At 45.6% G+C, this 18,679-nt stretch carries 15 protein-coding genes; 14 read left to right on the top strand and 1 reads right to left on the bottom strand.

Translation table 11 applies throughout. The annotated features are described in order from the left end of the window. The first annotated feature begins 32 nt into the window (after positions 1-32). From BK127_RS02490 to BK127_RS02465, 6 genes are all read left to right on the top strand, one after another. On the top strand, positions 33-1,028 hold the full coding sequence (locus tag BK127_RS02490) for an aldo/keto reductase (protein ID WP_076228234.1): 996 nt from the start codon (positions 33-35) through the stop codon (positions 1,026-1,028). After that, the gene (locus BK127_RS02485; RefSeq protein ID WP_076228232.1) at positions 1,025-1,933 is read left to right on the top strand and encodes a creatininase family protein; all 909 of its coding nucleotides are present in this window, start codon (positions 1,025-1,027) and stop codon (positions 1,931-1,933) included. The genes BK127_RS02490 and BK127_RS02485 overlap by 4 nt, the downstream gene beginning before the upstream one ends. Before the next feature lie 102 nt (positions 1,934-2,035). Next, positions 2,036-2,752 carry a phytanoyl-CoA dioxygenase family protein gene (locus BK127_RS02480; RefSeq protein WP_076228230.1) on the top strand — a complete coding sequence of 239 codons (717 nt, stop codon included), beginning with the start codon at positions 2,036-2,038 and terminating at the stop codon, positions 2,750-2,752. Between the two features lie 427 nt (positions 2,753-3,179). Next, a complete protein-coding gene (locus BK127_RS02475) occupies positions 3,180-7,373 on the top strand; it encodes an NEAT domain-containing protein (protein WP_076228228.1) in 4,194 nt (1,397 codons plus the stop codon). A gap of 181 nt (positions 7,374-7,554) precedes the next feature. Beyond that, entirely contained in the window at positions 7,555-8,241 is a 687-nt protein-coding gene (locus BK127_RS02470; RefSeq protein WP_076228226.1) for a C40 family peptidase, read from the top strand. Between the two features lie 153 nt (positions 8,242-8,394). Next, complete coding sequence (locus tag BK127_RS02465; protein WP_076228223.1) at positions 8,395-9,246, top strand: AraC family transcriptional regulator; 852 nt, start codon at positions 8,395-8,397, stop codon at positions 9,244-9,246. On the opposite strand, the gene BK127_RS02460 is transcribed toward BK127_RS02465, so the two are convergent. Then, the gene (locus BK127_RS02460) at positions 9,241-10,095 is read right to left on the bottom strand and encodes an AraC family transcriptional regulator (RefSeq protein WP_076228221.1); all 855 of its coding nucleotides are present in this window, start codon (positions 10,093-10,095) and stop codon (positions 9,241-9,243) included. The genes BK127_RS02465 and BK127_RS02460 overlap by 6 nt on opposite strands. A gap of 118 nt (positions 10,096-10,213) precedes the next feature. Here BK127_RS02460 and BK127_RS43545 point away from each other — a divergent pair, with 118 nt between their 5' ends. The 8 genes from BK127_RS43545 to BK127_RS02425 all read left to right on the top strand — a co-directional run bounded on the left by BK127_RS43545 (position 10,214) and on the right by BK127_RS02425 (position 18,670). Beyond that, positions 10,214-10,369 carry a hypothetical protein gene (locus tag BK127_RS43545; protein WP_179097358.1) on the top strand — a complete coding sequence of 52 codons (156 nt, stop codon included), beginning with the start codon at positions 10,214-10,216 and terminating at the stop codon, positions 10,367-10,369. A 4-nt stretch (positions 10,370-10,373) separates the two neighbouring features. Then, positions 10,374-11,408, top strand: coding sequence for a Gfo/Idh/MocA family protein (locus BK127_RS02455; RefSeq protein ID WP_076228219.1), 1,035 nt, complete (start codon positions 10,374-10,376; stop codon positions 11,406-11,408). A gap of 62 nt (positions 11,409-11,470) precedes the next feature. Next, complete coding sequence (locus BK127_RS02450) at positions 11,471-12,832, top strand: ABC transporter substrate-binding protein (protein ID WP_076228216.1); 1,362 nt, start codon at positions 11,471-11,473, stop codon at positions 12,830-12,832. A 91-nt stretch (positions 12,833-12,923) separates the two neighbouring features. After that, complete coding sequence (locus tag BK127_RS02445; protein WP_076228214.1) at positions 12,924-13,868, top strand: carbohydrate ABC transporter permease; 945 nt, start codon at positions 12,924-12,926, stop codon at positions 13,866-13,868. Between the two features lies 1 nt (position 13,869). Next, entirely contained in the window at positions 13,870-14,709 is an 840-nt protein-coding gene (locus BK127_RS02440; RefSeq protein ID WP_076228212.1) for a carbohydrate ABC transporter permease, read from the top strand. A 297-nt stretch (positions 14,710-15,006) separates the two neighbouring features. Beyond that, entirely contained in the window at positions 15,007-17,034 is a 2,028-nt protein-coding gene (locus BK127_RS02435; RefSeq protein ID WP_076228210.1) for a Na+/H+ antiporter, read from the top strand. A gap of 39 nt (positions 17,035-17,073) precedes the next feature. Next, positions 17,074-17,547, top strand: a complete 474-nt coding sequence (locus tag BK127_RS02430) for a MarR family winged helix-turn-helix transcriptional regulator (RefSeq protein WP_218638989.1) — start codon at positions 17,074-17,076, stop codon at positions 17,545-17,547. A gap of 262 nt (positions 17,548-17,809) precedes the next feature. Further along, a complete protein-coding gene (locus tag BK127_RS02425) occupies positions 17,810-18,670 on the top strand; it encodes an EamA family transporter (protein WP_256711141.1) in 861 nt (286 codons plus the stop codon). Positions 18,671-18,679 lie beyond the last annotated feature (9 nt).

The raw sequence follows: 18,679 nt of genomic DNA, 5'->3' as shown, positions 1-18,679 counted from the left end.
AGGACTGTATTCGCTTAAGAAGGGAGACTTATATGCAAACGTCCGTGTTCGCTCGTTCGGGTGAAACCATCAGCAGGCTTGGCTTTGGTGGTATGGGTTTAAATGGTATCTTTGGCCAACAAGACGATGCTGCGATGATCCGTTCCATTGTGTATGCGCTGGAGAACGGAGTTAATTTTATTGATACGGCAAGAGTGTACGGAAGATCGGAGGAGCTTATAGGCAAGGCTTTAAAGGAGTGGAACGGGGAAAAGCCGTTCATAGCAACAAAAGCTGCCGCCTCGGCACCGCCCCATTCCTTACCCGGCGCAGGCTTTCATTTCCCGCTGGATGTACAATCCACCTACCCGCCCGGATCCATACGGACGAGCGTGGAGCAATCGCTGCAGGCTATGGATATAGAGACACTGGATCTGCTCCAGCTTCATGTCTATTGGCCGCAGTGGGATGCTGTTGATTATTGGATGGAAGAGCTGCTCAGGCTGAAAGAGGAAGGCAAGGTTCGATATTTGGGTGTCTCTTTGCCGGACCACCGGCATGATCATGCGATTTCATTGGTTAGAGCGGGTGTTATTGATTCGGTGCAAACGATCGTCAACATCTTTGACTCGGTCGCGCTTGATTGTCTGGTTCCAATCTGCCAGGAGAATAAAGTGGCTGTCATCGCAAGAGTTATTCTGGATGAAGGCGGGCTGACTGGATTCTTGAAGGAGGATACCGTTATCCCGGATTCGGATTATCGCTACAATTATTTTGACTGTCAGCCACGAAGTGTTTATCTGGACAAGGTGGATCGCCTTCGCCAATATGTGCCTCAGTATGCGAGCTCATTAACGGAGCTGGCCATTAAATTCGTGCTGAAGGACCCAGGTGTGACCGTTGCGATTTCTTCGATGCAGGTACTCGAATATGCAGCGGAAAATATCGCAGCTTGTGACAAGGAAGCATTGCCTGATGAGCTGTTTGAGCTTATTAAAATACGTGAGCGTTGGATCAGACACTTCTATCATGCTAGGAGACATTTATGAGCAATGAATCTGAAACCGTATCCAAGGTGCTGTGGACAGAGCTGTTTCCGGCTGAATTGATTGCGCGCCAACAGCAATGTCCTATCGTGTATATGCCGCTTGGTTTGTGTGAGCCGCATGGTCAGATCAGTGCTTTTGGTCTGGACACCTTCAAAGCGGAATATTTATGCACACGTGTAGCCCGGCAAGTGGGTGGTATTGTCGCTCCCAGCATGAACTATCATGTGCACGAGTCAGGGCCTTCAGCCAAATTTCTGGAGGCAAACGTAGGGGAACATAATCCTTATATGTCATCCGTTCCTCCATACGTATTTTACCATTTCTTCCTGTATCAGCTGCGTTCCTTCTATAATGCAGGCTTTCAGTCGGCGGTCATCTTGTCCGGGCACGGTGGGGCTCATGTGCATGATCTGCGTAAAATTTCCCGGATGTTTCAGGAGCAGACAGGAATGAACATTTGGTATGGAACGGATTTTGATCTGGTTGAGGGCACGTATACGGGAGATCATGCCGGAAAATACGAGATTTCGATGCTGATGCACATTCGGCCTGATCTGATTGATCCTTCCAAGAAAGCTTTGGAGGAGCTGGATGGGGCTGGCGGACGGTTGGCGGCTGCATTGGATGCCGATGAGGCGACTCGTGCGTACGGTGAACTGATTTGCGATGCTTGTGAGCTTGCTTTAAGCCGTATTGTGACTGAACTTGGACTACAATCCGAACCTGCGACGAATCGGCTCCCCCTTTCCTATGGGGTAGTTGAGGGATTGTGGTCACAGATTGTAAGCTCAGCTGAATCAGGTACCGAGCATTGGGCAGCCTTACAGCCGAGGGAAGGGCAGGCGCCTGTCTCTGAGCAGTCACGTTGGAAGCCTTACGAGTATATCCGTATGCAAACTAATTGACGAAAGGCTGAACAAAAGTACAACTAATTGATTGAATTGAAGCAGTGAAGAACATATTTTTTCGATATATTTATAGCATACCAAACAAGGAGGGTTCACCCCATGCTAATGACCAACGCATCGAATTTTGTATTGACCGAGGATATGATTGAAGAATTTTACCGCGAGGGCTTCTTCTACGCACCTGGCTTTTTGACCCAGGAAGCCGTTGATAAAATTAATAAGGAGAATACAGAATTTGCCACCCAGCAATCCAATGATGGCAAGTGGAAGTCCAATCCTACTGTAAGCTTGGCCAAAAGTCAGGCGCAATTTCCCGAAACTGTCAATTTCCTGAGCAATACGCGGATTATTGAATCCTTTGAACGCATTTTGGGAGACGATGTCAAGCTGTGGATGGGGATGTATGCTGTTGTTCCTCCACGTGGCGAAGGCTTGGCCTGGCATCAGGATAATATGTACACGCATATTCTTGGGCATATGCTTAATGGTTTCGTCGCATTGGATCACATTACTCAAGAGAACGCCGGCTTGTGGTTGGCGCCAAGATCCCATCGTATGGGTCGTCAAAAGGATCTGAATGAGGCTGGAGAAACACATCGCCGTGCTGCTGATCCGGATAATGGGGCACCTTGCAAGCCGATGGCTCCCGGGGATGCTGTAATTTTCCATCGCGAAACGCTGCATCATAGTAAAACGAACCATACCGATCTGCCAAGAAGAGCGTATGCCTTCCAAGTGGCATCAGCCGTCTGCCGATATGCTGAGACGGGCAAGCTGCTGACAGACCGCGAAGATTTGTCGCCTTACAAGAAGTAATTGTGTTGTGATGTATGTATATAAAGCTGCTCATGGTTGTATAACGTGGGTAGCTTTATGTTTTTTCAGAGATATGGAGTAATTACACATTAAGTTAAATAATATTGAAAATGATTCTCATTGTCAATTATGAATTTAATAACAAATTTTAATATCCCATATCAAGAAAAGTTATGTCAATTTGGGGGTTGACAATTATTTACTCACTCATATACTATCGAAATTGTATGCATACGGCAATTCATTTATCCCGGTATAAGCAGGAAAGAAGATTGATTAGCAAATACTAAGTGAATAAGAAGACGTAACAATATTTTTTTTGCTTTATCATTGAGAATGATTATCGTTATTATTTGAAAGACTGGATAGCCCTACTGAGCATTATCGGTGCTATATCCAGGCTGCTTATTCGTAAAGGAGAGATACTGTGAACGCGCAATTTAAGAAAGTCTTGTCAAGCTTACTCATCCTGTTTGTCCTGCTTGCAGGCATCCCGCTTCCGGATGCAACGGCGGCGAGCAATGATCCTACCGTACAATTAAAATCTGCCACAACCTCGGTGTATGGTGGAAACAAGCTCTCTAGCATTTGGCAATCTGTCGGTAATGTGACCAATAGTGTATACCAGCAAGTGTATGGATATGAAGCGACGATATCCTTCAATCCGAATGAGATGGAATTATCGGGCGCTACTGCCCAAAATCAATTTAATACACCGGTAAAAACGGAAGTAGCTCCTGGAAAGTATCTCGTTACTTTTGATATCAAGGACAGAAGCAATCCTGTCAGTATTACATCCGAGACTTCTTTTCAATTGCTATCCTTATCCGTGCAGACTAAAGCAACCTCGCAAATTCGTAACGTAACGATTCAAGCATCCGATATCTCCATTATCAACAAGGATGGCAGCAAATTAAAAGTCGATGATTGCTCGTTCACCTTTACTGTGAACCCGGCCGGCAGTAAAGATCAGTTAAATACTCTAATTGCCCAGGTTGATTCAGCCCGGGAGGGAATTTACAACGGCCAATATACGGTGGGTTCGATGACATCGTTTACTACGATTCTTAATGCGTCCAAAACCATCAGCAACGGCAACCAATATTCACAAGAGAGGATAGACCAGCAGGTTGCACAGCTGCAAGCAGCTTATCAAGAGCTGCAGGCTCATTTGATTACGAATAATCCTGTACCTGCACTGCAAGATGGCGAATACAAGCTGGATTTTATGATCTATAGCTACAAGACCAATCAACAATCCGTTATGTATACTTACGTAGACAAGGACAGCGGCAAATTAACGGTTGCAGGAGGTAAAAAGTATGTCTCGTTTACCTTGAAGCAGAATGCCGAGATTCTGTCATTAAAGACCACGCAGAATGGTGCTTTGGTTGAGACCGATATAGTTAGCAGTGATCCGGTGGCAAATACGAGAGTAGTTAGGTTTCCTGTAGAAGATTTGTCCAAAAGATTGGAAGGCTGGACTAAAATTTATTGGGATTTAGGTCCACCCATTGGAATTTATAATAACGAGTACTACATTGAATTAGGTTTTTCAAATGTTATATCCGAGCAGAATGTAAACTTTACAGCGCTGCATGCTGCCAAGGATCAAGCTTCCTCCATGGATAGTTACTTTAACAAGCCAGCAAAATGGAAAGTACAAGAAGGTAAGAACAAAGTTTCGTTCACCATCAATAACAGCACGGTGGTACCGAGCTTCAAGGTAGAGCAGAACGGTACAATGGTGGAAGCAACTGTAGTCAGCACAGACACAGCAGCGAATACAAGAGTGGTTGAGTTTGAAGTGAGCGACATGACGGCATTGCTGAACGCTGTGGTGCATGTATCTACCTCACTGCCAAATGGATCGCCCTATGAAATGGATCATTCGATTCGCTTGAGATTCGAAATTTCGAATAAGACCTCCTTGAAAACGTTGATAACCGACGCACAAGCATTCCATGATGCAGCTGTGGAAGGAAGCGCAAATGGTCAATATCCGGCAGGTGCGAAAAGCACATTGCTTGTGGCTATTAATCAAGCCAAGACGACATCTGACAGTACATCCGCTACCCAGCAGCAGGTAGATGAAGCACAAGCAGCTCTGCAAGCGGCGCTGACTGTGTTCAAAGCAGCAGTTGTTGTTGTCACTAATCCTGGGACAGGGACGGGAGGATTAGCGGATGGCGAGTATGCAATCAGCTACAACATTTACAAAAAAGGTACGAATGAGAATTCGGTGATGTACGATTACGTAGATAAGAACAGCGGTAAATTAACGGTTGCTGGCGGTAAAAAGTATGTCTCGTTCAAATTGCTGCAAAGTGCTGAAATCACTTCGTTCAAGACTGAGCAGGCTGGAAGTTTGACAGAAACGGCAATCGTAAGCAGAGATGCCGCTAACAACACCCGAGTTATTAAATTCGAAGTCAATGATTTGAATGCACGATTGAACGGATGGGTGAAAATTTACTGGCAGGTAACGCCTACCTTCTTGTACGACAATGAGTACGATGTAGAGCTCGGTTTTTCCAATGTAACCTCGGAACGAGAAATAAACTTTACAGCGCTGCATGCTACCAGGGATCAAGCTTCCTCCATGGATAGTTACTTAAACAAGCCAGCAAAATGGAAAGTACAAGACGGTAAGAACAAAGTTTCGTTCACAATCAATAACAGCACGGTGGTACCGAGCTTCAAGGTAGATCAGAACGGTACAATGGTGGAAGCAACTGTAGTCAGCACAGATTCAGCAGCGAATACAAGAGTGGTTGAGTTTGAAGTGAGCGACATGACGGCATTGTTGAATGCTGTGGTGCATGTATCTACCTCACTGCCAAATGGATCGCCTTATGAAATGGATCATTCGATTCGTTTGAAATTCATTATCGTGAATACCAATTCCTTGCAAGCACTTATAGCTGAAGCTCAAGCCATTCATGATGCAGCTGTAGAAGGAACAAACCATGGTCAATATCCAACAGGTGTGAAAAGCACATTGCTAGTGGCTATTAATGAAGCCAAGACGACGGCTGGAAACACATCCGCTACCCAGCAGCAGGTGGATGGAGCATTATCATCTCTGCAAACAGCTCTAAATGCGTTCAAAGCAGTCGTAGTTGACAAGACTATTGATTTAACTCAACCTGTTAAAAACGGTGAATACAGTGTTACCTTCAAAGCAGCAGTATCGGAAGATGGCTCCGGAACTCCTATCAGTAACTATGTGGACAATGGAGGCACTCTGAAGGTAGTTAACGGTAAGAAAATGGCATTAATAAAATTGAAAAGTGGAGTAACGGTTTCGAAAATTCAGCTTATTAAAGCTGACGGTACAAAGTCCGAGTTATTACCGCAATATTCACTTAAACAATCAGGGGTCGTAAGAATATTGGCTGCTGAGGAAAGCTCCAGGCAGGTGGAGTTTGAAACTGAGGATTTGACAGCTACCTACGCAATTCAATTAAAGGGTTCAGGAGGGGAGGAACATACCTTTAAATTAGAATTTGACAAGGTCATCGCAGTTAATGTACCCGACGATTCGATAACACCAACCACTCCAACAACACCAGGCACTGGTTCAAGCGGATCCGGGAGTTCAGGTGGCGGCGGCTCTGGAGGCGGATCAGGAACGGTACCATCCACTTTGGTTGACGGCAAGTACAGCACGAACCTCACGATTTTTAAAAGTGGAACGGATGAGAAATCGATCATTCAGGATTATGTGCAAAGCCCAGGTATCGTAAGAGTAATTGAAGGAAAACAATATATTTCCTTTATTATTAAACAAAGTAAAGAAATAACAGAAATGAAGCTTGAGCAAAATGGAAGCTTGTCCGAAGTTAGTGTCCTTAGCAAGGATGAATTGAAAAATACTCGTGAGATCGAATATGAAGTAAAGGATTTATCAGCTAGATCAAAAGGCACGGTCAAATTGGCTCAGACAGCCGTCAATGATGTCCAGTCCTTCGATGTTGAAATTGCTTATGATAAGTCCAGCATGAAGGCTATTGATCAAAATGCAACACTGACATCAATCACCGAGAGTGGTCAACCAACGGTTAATCCAACAGCAGGACAGATTGCATTAAGCGATATTCAGAACCATTGGAGTAAAGCCGCAATTGAGCGTGCATTGGTACTTGGCATCGTTAATGGGTATGAGGACGGTACATTCCGACCTGACGGTGAAATCAATCGTGCCGAATTTACGGTAATGATCAGTCGAGCACTCAAATTAGAGGGCAAAGCAACAGAATTAACTTTTGCTGACCTCTCCAGCATACCAGCTTGGGTGAAACCACATTTGGCTCAGACGGTAGGTGCAGGTATTATAACGAGCTATGAGGATCAAACTTTCCGCGCAGACCGCAAAATTTCCAGATCGGAAATCGCGGTTATGATCGGGAGGGCGTTGAAGCTTCCGTCTGATGAAAAGGAAACACTTTCGTTTGCAGATGCCGAGCAAGTTCCATCTTGGGCACGTGCGTACGTTGCTGCTGCGGCTAAGCAAGGAATTATTAACGGAAGAGATAATAATTTGTTCGCTCCTCATGCGAGTGCAACCCGTGCAGAAGCAGTGACTCTGATTGGCAAGCTGTTGGACCAAGTTAAGTAATAATTGCTAAATCATATCCGTTTTGGATATACGAAGGGTGCCGGGCAACTGGTATCCTTCGTGTTTTTATATGTATCTATTAACATAATTTAATGTTTTATACCAAAATTTATGTGTTGAGAGAATAGCAAGGAAGAGGGTAAGATGGGAGAAACTTCATTGTGGGAAGGAAATTGACAAGATGAAACAGACATTATCCAAATTTCTACTATGCTCTGCACTATTGTTATCCGCCTCCACTCTCCCTTATCTTACTTTATCCGCTTCTGCGGAGTCGACCTCCTCAACAGTTCTGTCACAGGGATCTACAGGCACCCAGGTATCCTTGCTGCAAACCAATTTGAAAGTACTTGGGTATTTTAAATACTATGTCGCAACAGGTTACTATGGAAGCATGACTTCACAGGCTATCGTGGACTTTCAACAAGCATACAGTTTGCCGACAACTGGAATCACCGACCTGAAGACCCAGACAGCCATTATAAATGCGTTGATCAAAAAGAAAATCGTCGCTGATAGCTTCGATTACCTAAAAACCCCCTACGTATGGGGTGGCACGAATCCGGGCATTGGCTTTGATTGCTCCGGCTTCATTTATTATATGTTTTCGACACATGGTGTTTCCATGAATCGGACGTCTTCCGCCGAATTGTTTCAAATGGGCACAACGGTAAGTCGAAGCAAGCTGCAACCGGGTGATCTTGTTTTCTTCAGTATCAATACACCAGGCGTCGTTGACCATGTCGGCATCTATGTAGGTGGGGGTCAGTTTATTTCGGCGACCCGCTCGGCAGGCATTGCTGTCCAGACTTTAGACAACAACAGCTACTGGACACCGAGATATTTGGGAGCCAAGCGGGTTTATTAAGATAAGCAACAAGAACCGGAAGCCAAGCGCTTTCGGTTTTTTTGCCTAGTACTTGCACATGGTTGGATCCGCTTTCATAATAAAAGGATGTCTGCTATACTTAAAGGCTGACAAGTATTCCAGATTCAACCTGAAATGACGGAGGAAGCAGCTATGTTTTACGATGATATTCGTTTGGATGATGAACTTAATTTTGTGAAAAAAGTGGGTACTTTAACCGAGCATGAGATGCATGTTCATGATGCGCTGGAAATTAGCATTGTGTTAAAAAATAATGTTAAATACCACCTGTGCGACCGTGATTATCATGGCAAGCCTGGTGATGTTTATGTGTTTCGTCCTTTTGAGCCTCATTGGAATCTGGCTGAGGAAAGTGATAAGCCGGTAGAGTGGACGATGGTGTTGTTTGCCCCTTCTATTGCGAGGTCAATCCCGGAAGGACATAAGCTGCTAACGCCGTTCTATGCGGCCGACAAGTTCTCGCCATTAATTCCTGCACATACGACGTACGCTCAAGCGATACAATACGCTTCCAAGCTGGCGATAGCCGAAGGGGAACAGCAGCTTCCCGGATGGAGGGCCAAGCAATATCTGTATTTTATCGATATTCTGGTGATGATATTCCGCTACTATGAGGCTGTACAGCTAGATGATCCTTCCAATTCAAAAGCAGATCAGGGGATTATTAATGTCATTCAGTATATGCTGTCCCATTTCTCTGAGGATATCGATATCAACGAAATGATCGTCATGTCGAATCTGCGGAAAACACTGTTTTTCAAAAAATTCAAAGGCACTACGAGTCTGTCCCCCAATGAATTTATTAGCCGCTTACGATTGCAATCTGCAGTCTACCTGCTGGACCACACAGCCAAATCGATCACCGATATCGCTTTTGAGTGCGGCTTCCATTCCTTAAGTTATTTTAACAAGCAATTCAAGCAGTACAGAGGAATTTCACCCAGAGATCAGCGCAACCAGTTGAACATTAGAAGAGAGCTATAAGTCCAAATACTGCTTTCGGTATTGATAGGGCGTGATGCTCATCCTTTTTTTGAAAAACTGGCAAAAGTAAGACAGATTCGCGAAACCGCTTTCCAAACAAATCTCGCTAATGGTTTTGGAGGAGGTTTTTAATAATAAACACGCCTGATTCAGACGTTTGGCCATCAGGTAGTCGGTGATGGTTCCCCCGGTTTTTTGCTTGAATAGCGCAGAGATATGCTTGTGGGACAGATGAACCTCCTTGGCCAGCTCGTGAATGGAGAAAGGCTCCTGATAATGCGCCTCGATCCAATCCATAATCCGTTCGGCGTGGTTGAGCGATCGGATTGAAGCGCCATCCGTGCTATCATATTCCGTCCATATCGTGCGAAGCAGGCATAAAAAACGGACGAAGAACAAACCATATTCCTCAGCCAGCGTGTTGGAGGGAACCTTGGCACATCGTTCATGGAGTTCCTTGTAGAGCAGGACCAGCGGGTGCTCCTCACTCAGCTCGAATATTTGCTTGCTCAGCTGATCCTTCCATAGATGCTGGAAAAAACTGCGCAATACCGGAAATGGTGCCAAATAAGTATCAAACAGTGACGGCTCGAATACGACATAGGAGCGTATATAATCCGAGGTGTTATCCTGTTGGATACGGTGCAGTTGGAAGGGCTGGAACACAATCAATTGTCCGCTTTTGAACTCATACATTCGGCTATCCAGCATCAAATGACCTTTCCCCTCGTAAATATACATAAACTCCATCCCTTTATGGGCATGAAAATGGTTAACCATTTTTTGGTCTGCCTGATACTTCAGAACAAAATGGTTATCCGTCAAATCCAAATGCTCAATAACGGCCATACAGTACCTCCTAACACCGTACTTTAACTACATTATAACCGTTATTAATGAAAGTTTAACGTGTTTTTTTATGATAAGCTTTTTAGGAAGAGTCGGTATGGCTAAAGGGGGGTCAAAGATGAGAATCACTATAATTGCCGACACGATCAGCAGGGATTCTGGAGCAGCTGTAGATATAGACAGTCATTCCCGGCAAGTATGCAAGCGCGTACATGAGGATGCCAGAGAACTCATTGACAGGGTCCTTGGATTAAGGGCGAATAAAGGAGCTTAGCAGAATGACAATATTGACGGCCGCATTAATCGGAATCGGAGGCATTGCCCAGGCGCTTCACCTTCCCGCACACCAAGCGTTGAATGGCTCCAGACTCAAATGGCTGTGTGATCCTGATATCAATAAGGCAAAAGCCGCCGCTGAGCAATTTGGTATTCCTCACTGGACGAATGATTCCAACGCGATATGGTCAGATCAGGAAGTCGAATGGGTGGATATAGCTGTGCCTAATCGTTTCCACGAGTCCGTAACCATAGCCTGTCTCGAATCCGGCAAGCATGCTTTATGTCAAAAGCCATTGGCAGGCACCTTCGATGCTGCTAATCGGATGGTGGATGCAGCCGTTCGTTGTGAACGTCAGCTTGGCGTCTATATGTGCTTTCGAGGGGACCCGGCACTTCAGTTGCTCAGACGGTTGATCCAGCAAGACCATTTTGGTGAGATCATTTCGCTGCGGGGCAGGATGATTTCTTCCAACGGCTTCCGTATACAGGAGGGGCAATGGCGAATGGAGGAGGCCTCGGGTGCTCTGGATTTGCTTGGTGTCCATATGATCGATTTGTTTGCCTGGCTGCATAGCGATATTGAATGGGTGCAGGCCTATTCCAATACGCTATATGCTCCGATGAAGGGCGATGATGTGACATCGGCAATATACGGTTTGGCGAGAGGCGTAACAGCGGTCCTCGAAACAACGTACAGCTCGTTCGTTCAAGCCGACACCCCCTTGTATGTGCTGGAGGTTAACGGAACGTCAGGCTGGGCTAGATATGTGCTGGATCGTGGACAGTTGACGATACAACTCAAGGACAGCTTTATTGATGAACAGCTGGCTTATGAGGGCGGCACCATGATGGAGGCTGCATTTCCGCATACACTATCTGGTGGCGGGGCATTGCCCAATGTTCATCAATCCTTCGTAAATGCGCTGCGTGAAGATCGTCCTTTTGAGGTCGACGGTCCATGCGGAGCGCAGGCCATTCGCGTCATGTCATGTACTAGGCAAGCGGCAATTACACATGCAAGGGTCATGATTTAATCTGTAAGGTTGATCTCGGTTGTTTCACTTCATTATGTACATAGGAAAAGGGAGGGCTCAATATGAAGCGAAGTTTGGTAGCAATGATGTCCATGGTGATATTGGCAGGAGGAGTGGCAGGCTGTTCGACGGGAGCCAATAGCGGTAACAGTACAATGGCTCCCAAAACCGATACTCCCAAGCAGGAAGCACCTAAGGCGGACACGGCCAAGACGGACCCGGCAGCGAAGGTGAAAATTCGTGTAGCCTGGTGGGGCTCTCAGGACCGGAATGATAAAACGCTGAAAGCCATCGATTTGTTCATGAAAAAAAATCCGAACATTGAGGTACAATCTGAATTTATCGGGTTTGATGATTACTGGAATAAAGTGAACACCCAGGCTGCCGGGGGCAATTTGCCAGATTTGATGCAAATTCATGAAGGTGTTATCAATGAGTACGTTTCACGGAAATTACTCGTCGATTTGAATCCTTATGTAGATAAGGGGACGATTAATCTTAAAAATGTCGATGCCAACTATTTACCGGATAAGGTGGACGGCAAGCTGTGGGGTGTCAACCTGGGTACCAACACGATGACGATGATCTACGATCCGGCTCTATTTGAGAAAGCAGGCGTTGAAGAGTTAAAGCCGGGTTATACGTATGAGGATATGGCCAATACGTTGCGTGCCATGAAAGCCAAGCTCGGTAAAGATTTCTATGGGATTACTCTGGATAACGGCTATGACGGATTCAAGCATTTTGTCAGACAGAACGGCACGATGTTTTATTCGGCAGATGGGAAAAAGCTCGCTTATCCCGATGATAAGGTGTTCGTTGACTATTATACCTACTGGCAGAAGCTGATGAAGGAAGGTTTGGCACCGGGACCTGAGGTTCAATCCGAATTTAAACAGCTGGAAAATTCACTGCTTGTTCATGGCAAAGCAGCGATTCAGCCGGTTCAAAGCAATCAGATTGTCGCCTTGGTAGCGGCTTCCAAACGTCCGTTGAAAATGACGGTTTACCCGACGCTGCCCGGCGGAAAGGAAGGACATTTCCTGAAAGCGGCGATGTCATTCGCTGTTACCAGCCACTCGAAAAATCCGGAAGCAGCAGCCAAGCTGATCGATTTCTTCACCAATGATGCTGAAGGCAACGATATCTTGGCGGCAGAGCGGGGAATTCCGATCTCCTCTGAAATCCGTAAATCGGTTTCGGCGAAGCTTCCAGACACGTCCAAGCAGATGTTCTCCTATGTCGAAGTTGCCCAAAAGTATGCTCGGGAGAGTGAAGCACCATCCCCTCCAGGGGATAATGAAATCAGAACGCTGCTCGGTAAGCTGCAGGAGCAGATCAATTTTGGCAAGCTGACGCCGGAGGAAGGTGCCAAGCAATTCCGTAAGGATGCTGAGCAAATTTTAGCCAAAAGCGCAAAGTAAGTTTATTAACACGTTAACTAAGAGTTCTACAAATTAAGTAAACAGCCGTTCGGCATCGGACGGCTTATCTTCATATAGGGGGCGATTCACGATGCGCCAGACAGTAGCAACAGACCGCCAATCTATCGGGGTGAATAAGCTTGCCGCATTACGGGAATGGAAAAAAACGATCATTGCGTATGCTTTTATATCACCGTGGCTTATAGGTTTTGTCGTATTCATTATCGGCCCGATGCTGGCCTCTTTGTATTTTTCCTTTACGCAATATGACATGCTGTCCAACCCCAAATGGATTGGACTCGATAATTATATCGAGATGTTCACCAGCGATAAACGTTTTCTCACTGCACTTAAGGTAACTCTGCTGTTCGTGCTCGTTTCGGTTCCGCTTAAATTGATGTTTGCCTTGCTGGTTGCGATGATTTTCAATGTGGATCGAAAAGGGGTTACCGTTTACCGTACCCTATATTACATTCCGTCCATTCTTGGCGGAAGTGTCGCGGTTGCTGTGATGTGGAAGCAATTATTCGGCTCCAAGGGAGCTGTCAATTCACTTCTGGGCTTGATTGGAATTAAAGGCATGAGCTGGATTGCAAGTCCTGACTTTGCCTTATGGACATTGATTCTGCTCGTGGTTTGGCAGTTTGGCTCACCGATGCTTATTTTCCTGGCTGGGCTCAAGCAAATTCCGACTGAATTGTACGAGGCCGCCAAAATGGATGGGGCCGGAGCGGTCATGCGCTTTTTCCGTGTTACGCTGCCCATGCTGACGCCTATCATATTTTTCAATCTGGTGATGCAGACGATAGGAGGCTTTATGACTTTCACACAAAGCTTCTTGATTACAAGTGGCGGCCCTATGGATTCCACCTTATTTTATGCAGTGTATTTGTACGAAACGGCATTTACACATTTCCATATGGGCTATGCATCGGCGATGGCCTGGGTGCTGCTGCTTATCGTGGGTCTGTTCACAGCATTGATTTTCAAATCTTCGTCCTCATGGGTTCATTATGAAACCGAAGGAGGGAAATAGGATGAGCAGTTCGATACGCACGATTTTATTTCATACAGGTGTGATACTGCTGGGGTTGTTCATGGTGTATCCGATCCTGTGGGCCATTTCGAGCTCGGTGAAGCCGGAAGCGGAGATTTTTCAGAATGCGTCTTCCTTAATACCTTCAAGCCTGCGATGGGATAATTATGTGAAGGGCTGGGCAGGGTTCGGTAATTTTCATTTTGGGCTGTTTTTTCAAAATTCCTTAATCATTACGACAGCGATTGTGATTGGTACGCTGATTTCGTCCAGTCTGGTAGCGTTCGGTTTTGCACGTTTGCAGTTTAAGCTGCGGAAGCTATTGTTTGCTTTACTGCTGATGGCGATCATGTTGCCGGCGCAGGTCACATTGATTCCTCAATATATTTTGTTTCACAAGCTGGATTGGGTGAATACCTTTCTGCCATTGATCGTTCCCGCATTTTTAGGCGGAACCCCGTTTTTCATTTTCCTGCTGATTCAATTCATCAGAGGAATTCCCAAGGAGCTGGATGAGTCAGCGGTTATCGACGGCTGTTCTACCTTTGGCGTGTTTTGGCATATGATGCTTCCGCTGATGGCTCCAGCCCTGGCGACGGTCGCTATCTTTTCGTTCTATTGGTCGTGGGATGATTTCCTCGGGCCGCTTATCTACTTGAATCAAACGAAGCTGTTCACCGTGTCGCTCGGCCTGCGGATGTTTGCAGATCCGTCCTCAATGTCACAATGGGGTCCATTATTCGCGATGTCCGTGCTGTCGATTGTTCCGCAAATGCTCGTATTTTTATTTTTCCAAAAATATCTGGTGCAGGGACTCGCTACTACGGGCTTGAAAGGGTAAGGGAAGAACTACTGGCAAACTACTAGCAGCCACAGCGATAGTGTGTTATGGCTCTGGGCTGTAGGCTTAGATCGTATTGGATGGATAGAAACCCGCATAGAGCGGGTTTTTTGTTGTATAAACGTACATTCGGTTTGTAAATAAAAGGTATCAAATTGTGTGCGAAGGGAGACATTAATTTCAGCGGATTTAAAATAGGCCATCTGTAATTAGATAGGTTGCAAACCTATCTAAATGTGTGATTTAATATATGCAGGTCCAGAACAATGTAAAACTGCTGAAGAGGAGAAGCTAGGTATGGAATTGTTTATTACGATTTTGGTTTTGCTTGCGCTTATTGGGGTGTCTAATGTTATAAATCGGGAGATCCCATTCGTTCCCGTTCCCCTCATTCAAATTGCTCTGGGCGTTGTTGTAACTTTTATTCCACTCAACATTCATATGCACCTGGAGCCTGAGCTTTTTTTTCTTTTGTTTATCGCACCTCTGCTCTATAACGATGGCAAACACACACCCCGCGGTGAGCTGTGGCGACTTCGCGCACCTATTTTAATACTGGCCGTCGGCCTTGTGTTCGCAACTGTTTTTCTGATCGGGTATGCCATTCATTGGATGATTCCATCCATTCCGCTGCCTGTGGCGTTCGGTCTTGCTGCCATACTGTCGCCGACAGACGCCGTAGCTGTCAGTGCATTAGCAGGGAGAATCCGCCTGCCCAAAAGCTTGATGCATCTGCTTGAAGGCGAGGCGTTGATGAACGATGCTTCAGGGCTTGTCGCTTTCAAATTCGCGGTAGCTGCTGCTGTAACCGGCGTATTTTCTTTACCGAAGGCTGGTGCCAGCTTCTTGATTATTGCTATTGGCGGCCTTGTCGTTGGTGCGGTGTTGGCATCGCTCATTACCGGTTTACGTATATTATTGCGCAGATCCGGGCTCGAAGACGAGACCATGCATATGCTCATACATATTCTGACTCCGTTTGCACTTTTTTTGGCAGCAGAGGAATTAGGCTTATCCGGCATATTAGCCGCAGTGGCCGGTGGTGTTATGCACGCTGTCGAACGAGATAAGTCGCAAAAGGCAAAACCACGAACGAATGAGGTTTCAGATAATACCTGGTCCGTGATTCTTTACCTGTTAAACGGGCTTGTATTTGTTATTCTGGGTTTACAAATTCCGAGTGTTTTCAGTACGGTATTGGGGAGTCCTGATTTCAATAATGGGGAAGTCCTGGGTTATGCGCTGGCCATTTTCATTATGCTTATCGTACTCCGATTTTTATGGACCTTCGCTTTTTCGCGGGTGGGCACTGTATTTGGTCGTAGTAAAAGCAATGAGAAAATATCGTTTAAAATTCTTGCGATGACTTCTTTATCGGGTGTTCGCGGTGCTGTGACGCTTGCGGGCGCCTTCTCCATTCCGCTGATTATCGATAATGGCGACCCATTTCCAGAACGAACCCTGGTTATTTTCCTAGCAACGGTTGTCATCCTGCTATCTCTGCTTACTGCGAGCATTTTACTTCCCTTGTTAGCCAGCAACGATGGAAAGAAGAATGAAGAGGAGCGGCTGGAAAAAGAGCGACTGGGTCAGATCAAGATGATGAGCGCTGCGATTGAGGCGGTTCATCACGCTACGAATGAAGACAACGAGGTTGAATCCGCGGCTGTCCTTGCCGATTATAATCGTTGGATGAAGCACATTCAGCCGAATGAAAACAGATATGGCAGCCTGCGCATGAGTAAAAATGAACCCAAATTTCGAATCGAAGCGGTTGAAATAGAGCGTGAAGAAACGCGCCGTTTGTTGGCAAACAAGGAAATAAGCAAGGAACATGCTGTTTTATTTCTTGACAGCTTGGAACAGCTTGAGATGATTTTATCAAGTCGGACACATCTCTTGCTTATTATCCTGAAGTCTTTAGCTAAAAGGTTTAAGGGAGTCTTTTTCAAGGATATATCGAGGCTTTCAGACGCTCAATCCAGATCGGATCGGGAGGCTATGAGACAAATTAAGCTTCGAACCAGCAGTGTCGTTATCGAAACTATGGGAAGGCTCCATTCCGGATCCAAAGAGAAAGAGGTTATGGAGGTTATTAACCATTACCATTTCATTAACGATAAACTGTCAGAGTCATATCTTTCACTGCAAGGAAATAAAGAAGGCGATGATGAAGTCAAAAGAGATTTGCATTGGGTAGCGATCCAAGCGGAACGAGATGAGGTACAAGCTTTGTACGAGCGTGGTATGATTACTCGTGACATTGCCAACGAGCTCAGACGGATCATCCGTGATCGCGAGGCATCGATACTTGAGCAAGAGTAGTACTTTAAATGAAAATATCAAACGGAGGTGATAGTTGCCGTGGATGAGGCAATGTCTTCTATTATGAAGGAAATGTCAGAAACCTTCGAACGGTTTGGTAAAGCCGCATGGCGAAAGCAAACCGTCTACGGTATTAAGTCGAGCGAAATCCGGGTACTGCTATGTTTAAATCAACTTACGAATGAAAGCGATCATGGAGTCAATATTTCTGACATCAGCAAACGGTTATCGGTGACCTCGCCAACTGTCACACAAATGATCAAAAATGTAATTGCTGCTGGTCTGGTAGAGCGTTTTAATGATTCTACCGATAAACGGATTACTTTACTTCGGTTGACAAGCAAAGGAGAAGTTGTCGTTCAGAAAGCTACAGAAAGATACCAGTTCCTTTTCTCCGGTCTCATCGAGAAGTTGGGAGAGGAGCAAAGCAGAACGCTCATCCTGCTGCTTAACGAAGTTTATAATCATTTTTACGAGGTCAGCTCCAATGAGTGGGCACATGAGGATGAATAGGAAGGCTGCCGCTCGTATGGAAATCTCTATTCAGCAGCACCATGATTGGATTGTGTAAGTGGATATGTCAATGATCGGATATCAAGCCCGCTGGCCTAGTGAATGACCGGCGGGCTTTGCCATGTTCATGTCTCGGGATAGTGTTAAAACAGGTACTTGCTTTTAGTTTTTATTAGTTGCTTTTAATTGTTTTTAATTGACAGTTTTAAAGCGGCGGAGTATGATGAAGCCATAAGCATTCATCTTTGAGAAAGGAGGAGAAGTGGTCATCGTTATCGCTTTTATACTCGTGATTGGCTCTGGGCTGATGCACGCAGTCTGGAACTTATTTACCAAAACCAGCACTAATAAAATTGTATTCCTATGGTCAATTCACATTACATCGTTTGTGTTGTTGCTGCCCCAATTTGTTAGTGAATTGTGGCAGGCGCAGCTTACCCCGGCCGTGTTGGCGCTTATTCTGCTGTCCATGGCATTTCAAATGGCATACTGCTTTTTGCTTCCGATTGTATATCGGCTTGGAGATATGTCACAAACGTATCCCATTATGCGTGGAACGGGTGCGCTGCTTGTGCCGATTTTAAGTGTGCTGTACATGGGTGAAACGATGACACCTGTGGGATGGGCAGGCGTGTGCGGTATCGTTCTCGGTCTGTTCGCACTCGGTGGATTTACCCGAAAACAAGAAAAGGAAGCGCCTGCCATTCGCAATATGTTACCTGTGTTTGCGGTAGGGTTATGCATCACCGGTTATGTCATGACTGACAAAATAGTACTACAGACGCTCTCGCCAGTAGCTTTAATCGAGCTTGCGAATATCGCGTACCTGCTTGTGCTAAGTCCGATTGCGCTTCGTTCCGGTTTGATCAAACAGGAATGGAAGCTGAACTTCAAGACGATTCTACTGGGAACGGTATGCTCACCAGGCTCGTACCTGCTGTTTTTATTTGCTATGCAGCTTGCGCCTTTATCGTATTTAGCGCCTATGCGCGAGATTGGAACCGTTTTCGGTGCCTTATTTGGCATCATTTTATTAAAAGAATCGGATGGACTGCGCCGTATCATTTTATCGGGTGTGATAACGGCAGGGGTCATTTCGGTTGGTATTTGGGGAAGCCCATAATCATATTCC

It is taken from the genome of Paenibacillus sp. FSL H7-0331, assembly GCF_001956045.1.
The sequence above is the reverse complement of the archived record's forward strand: the minus strand, read 5'-3'. Positions and strand labels throughout refer to the sequence as shown.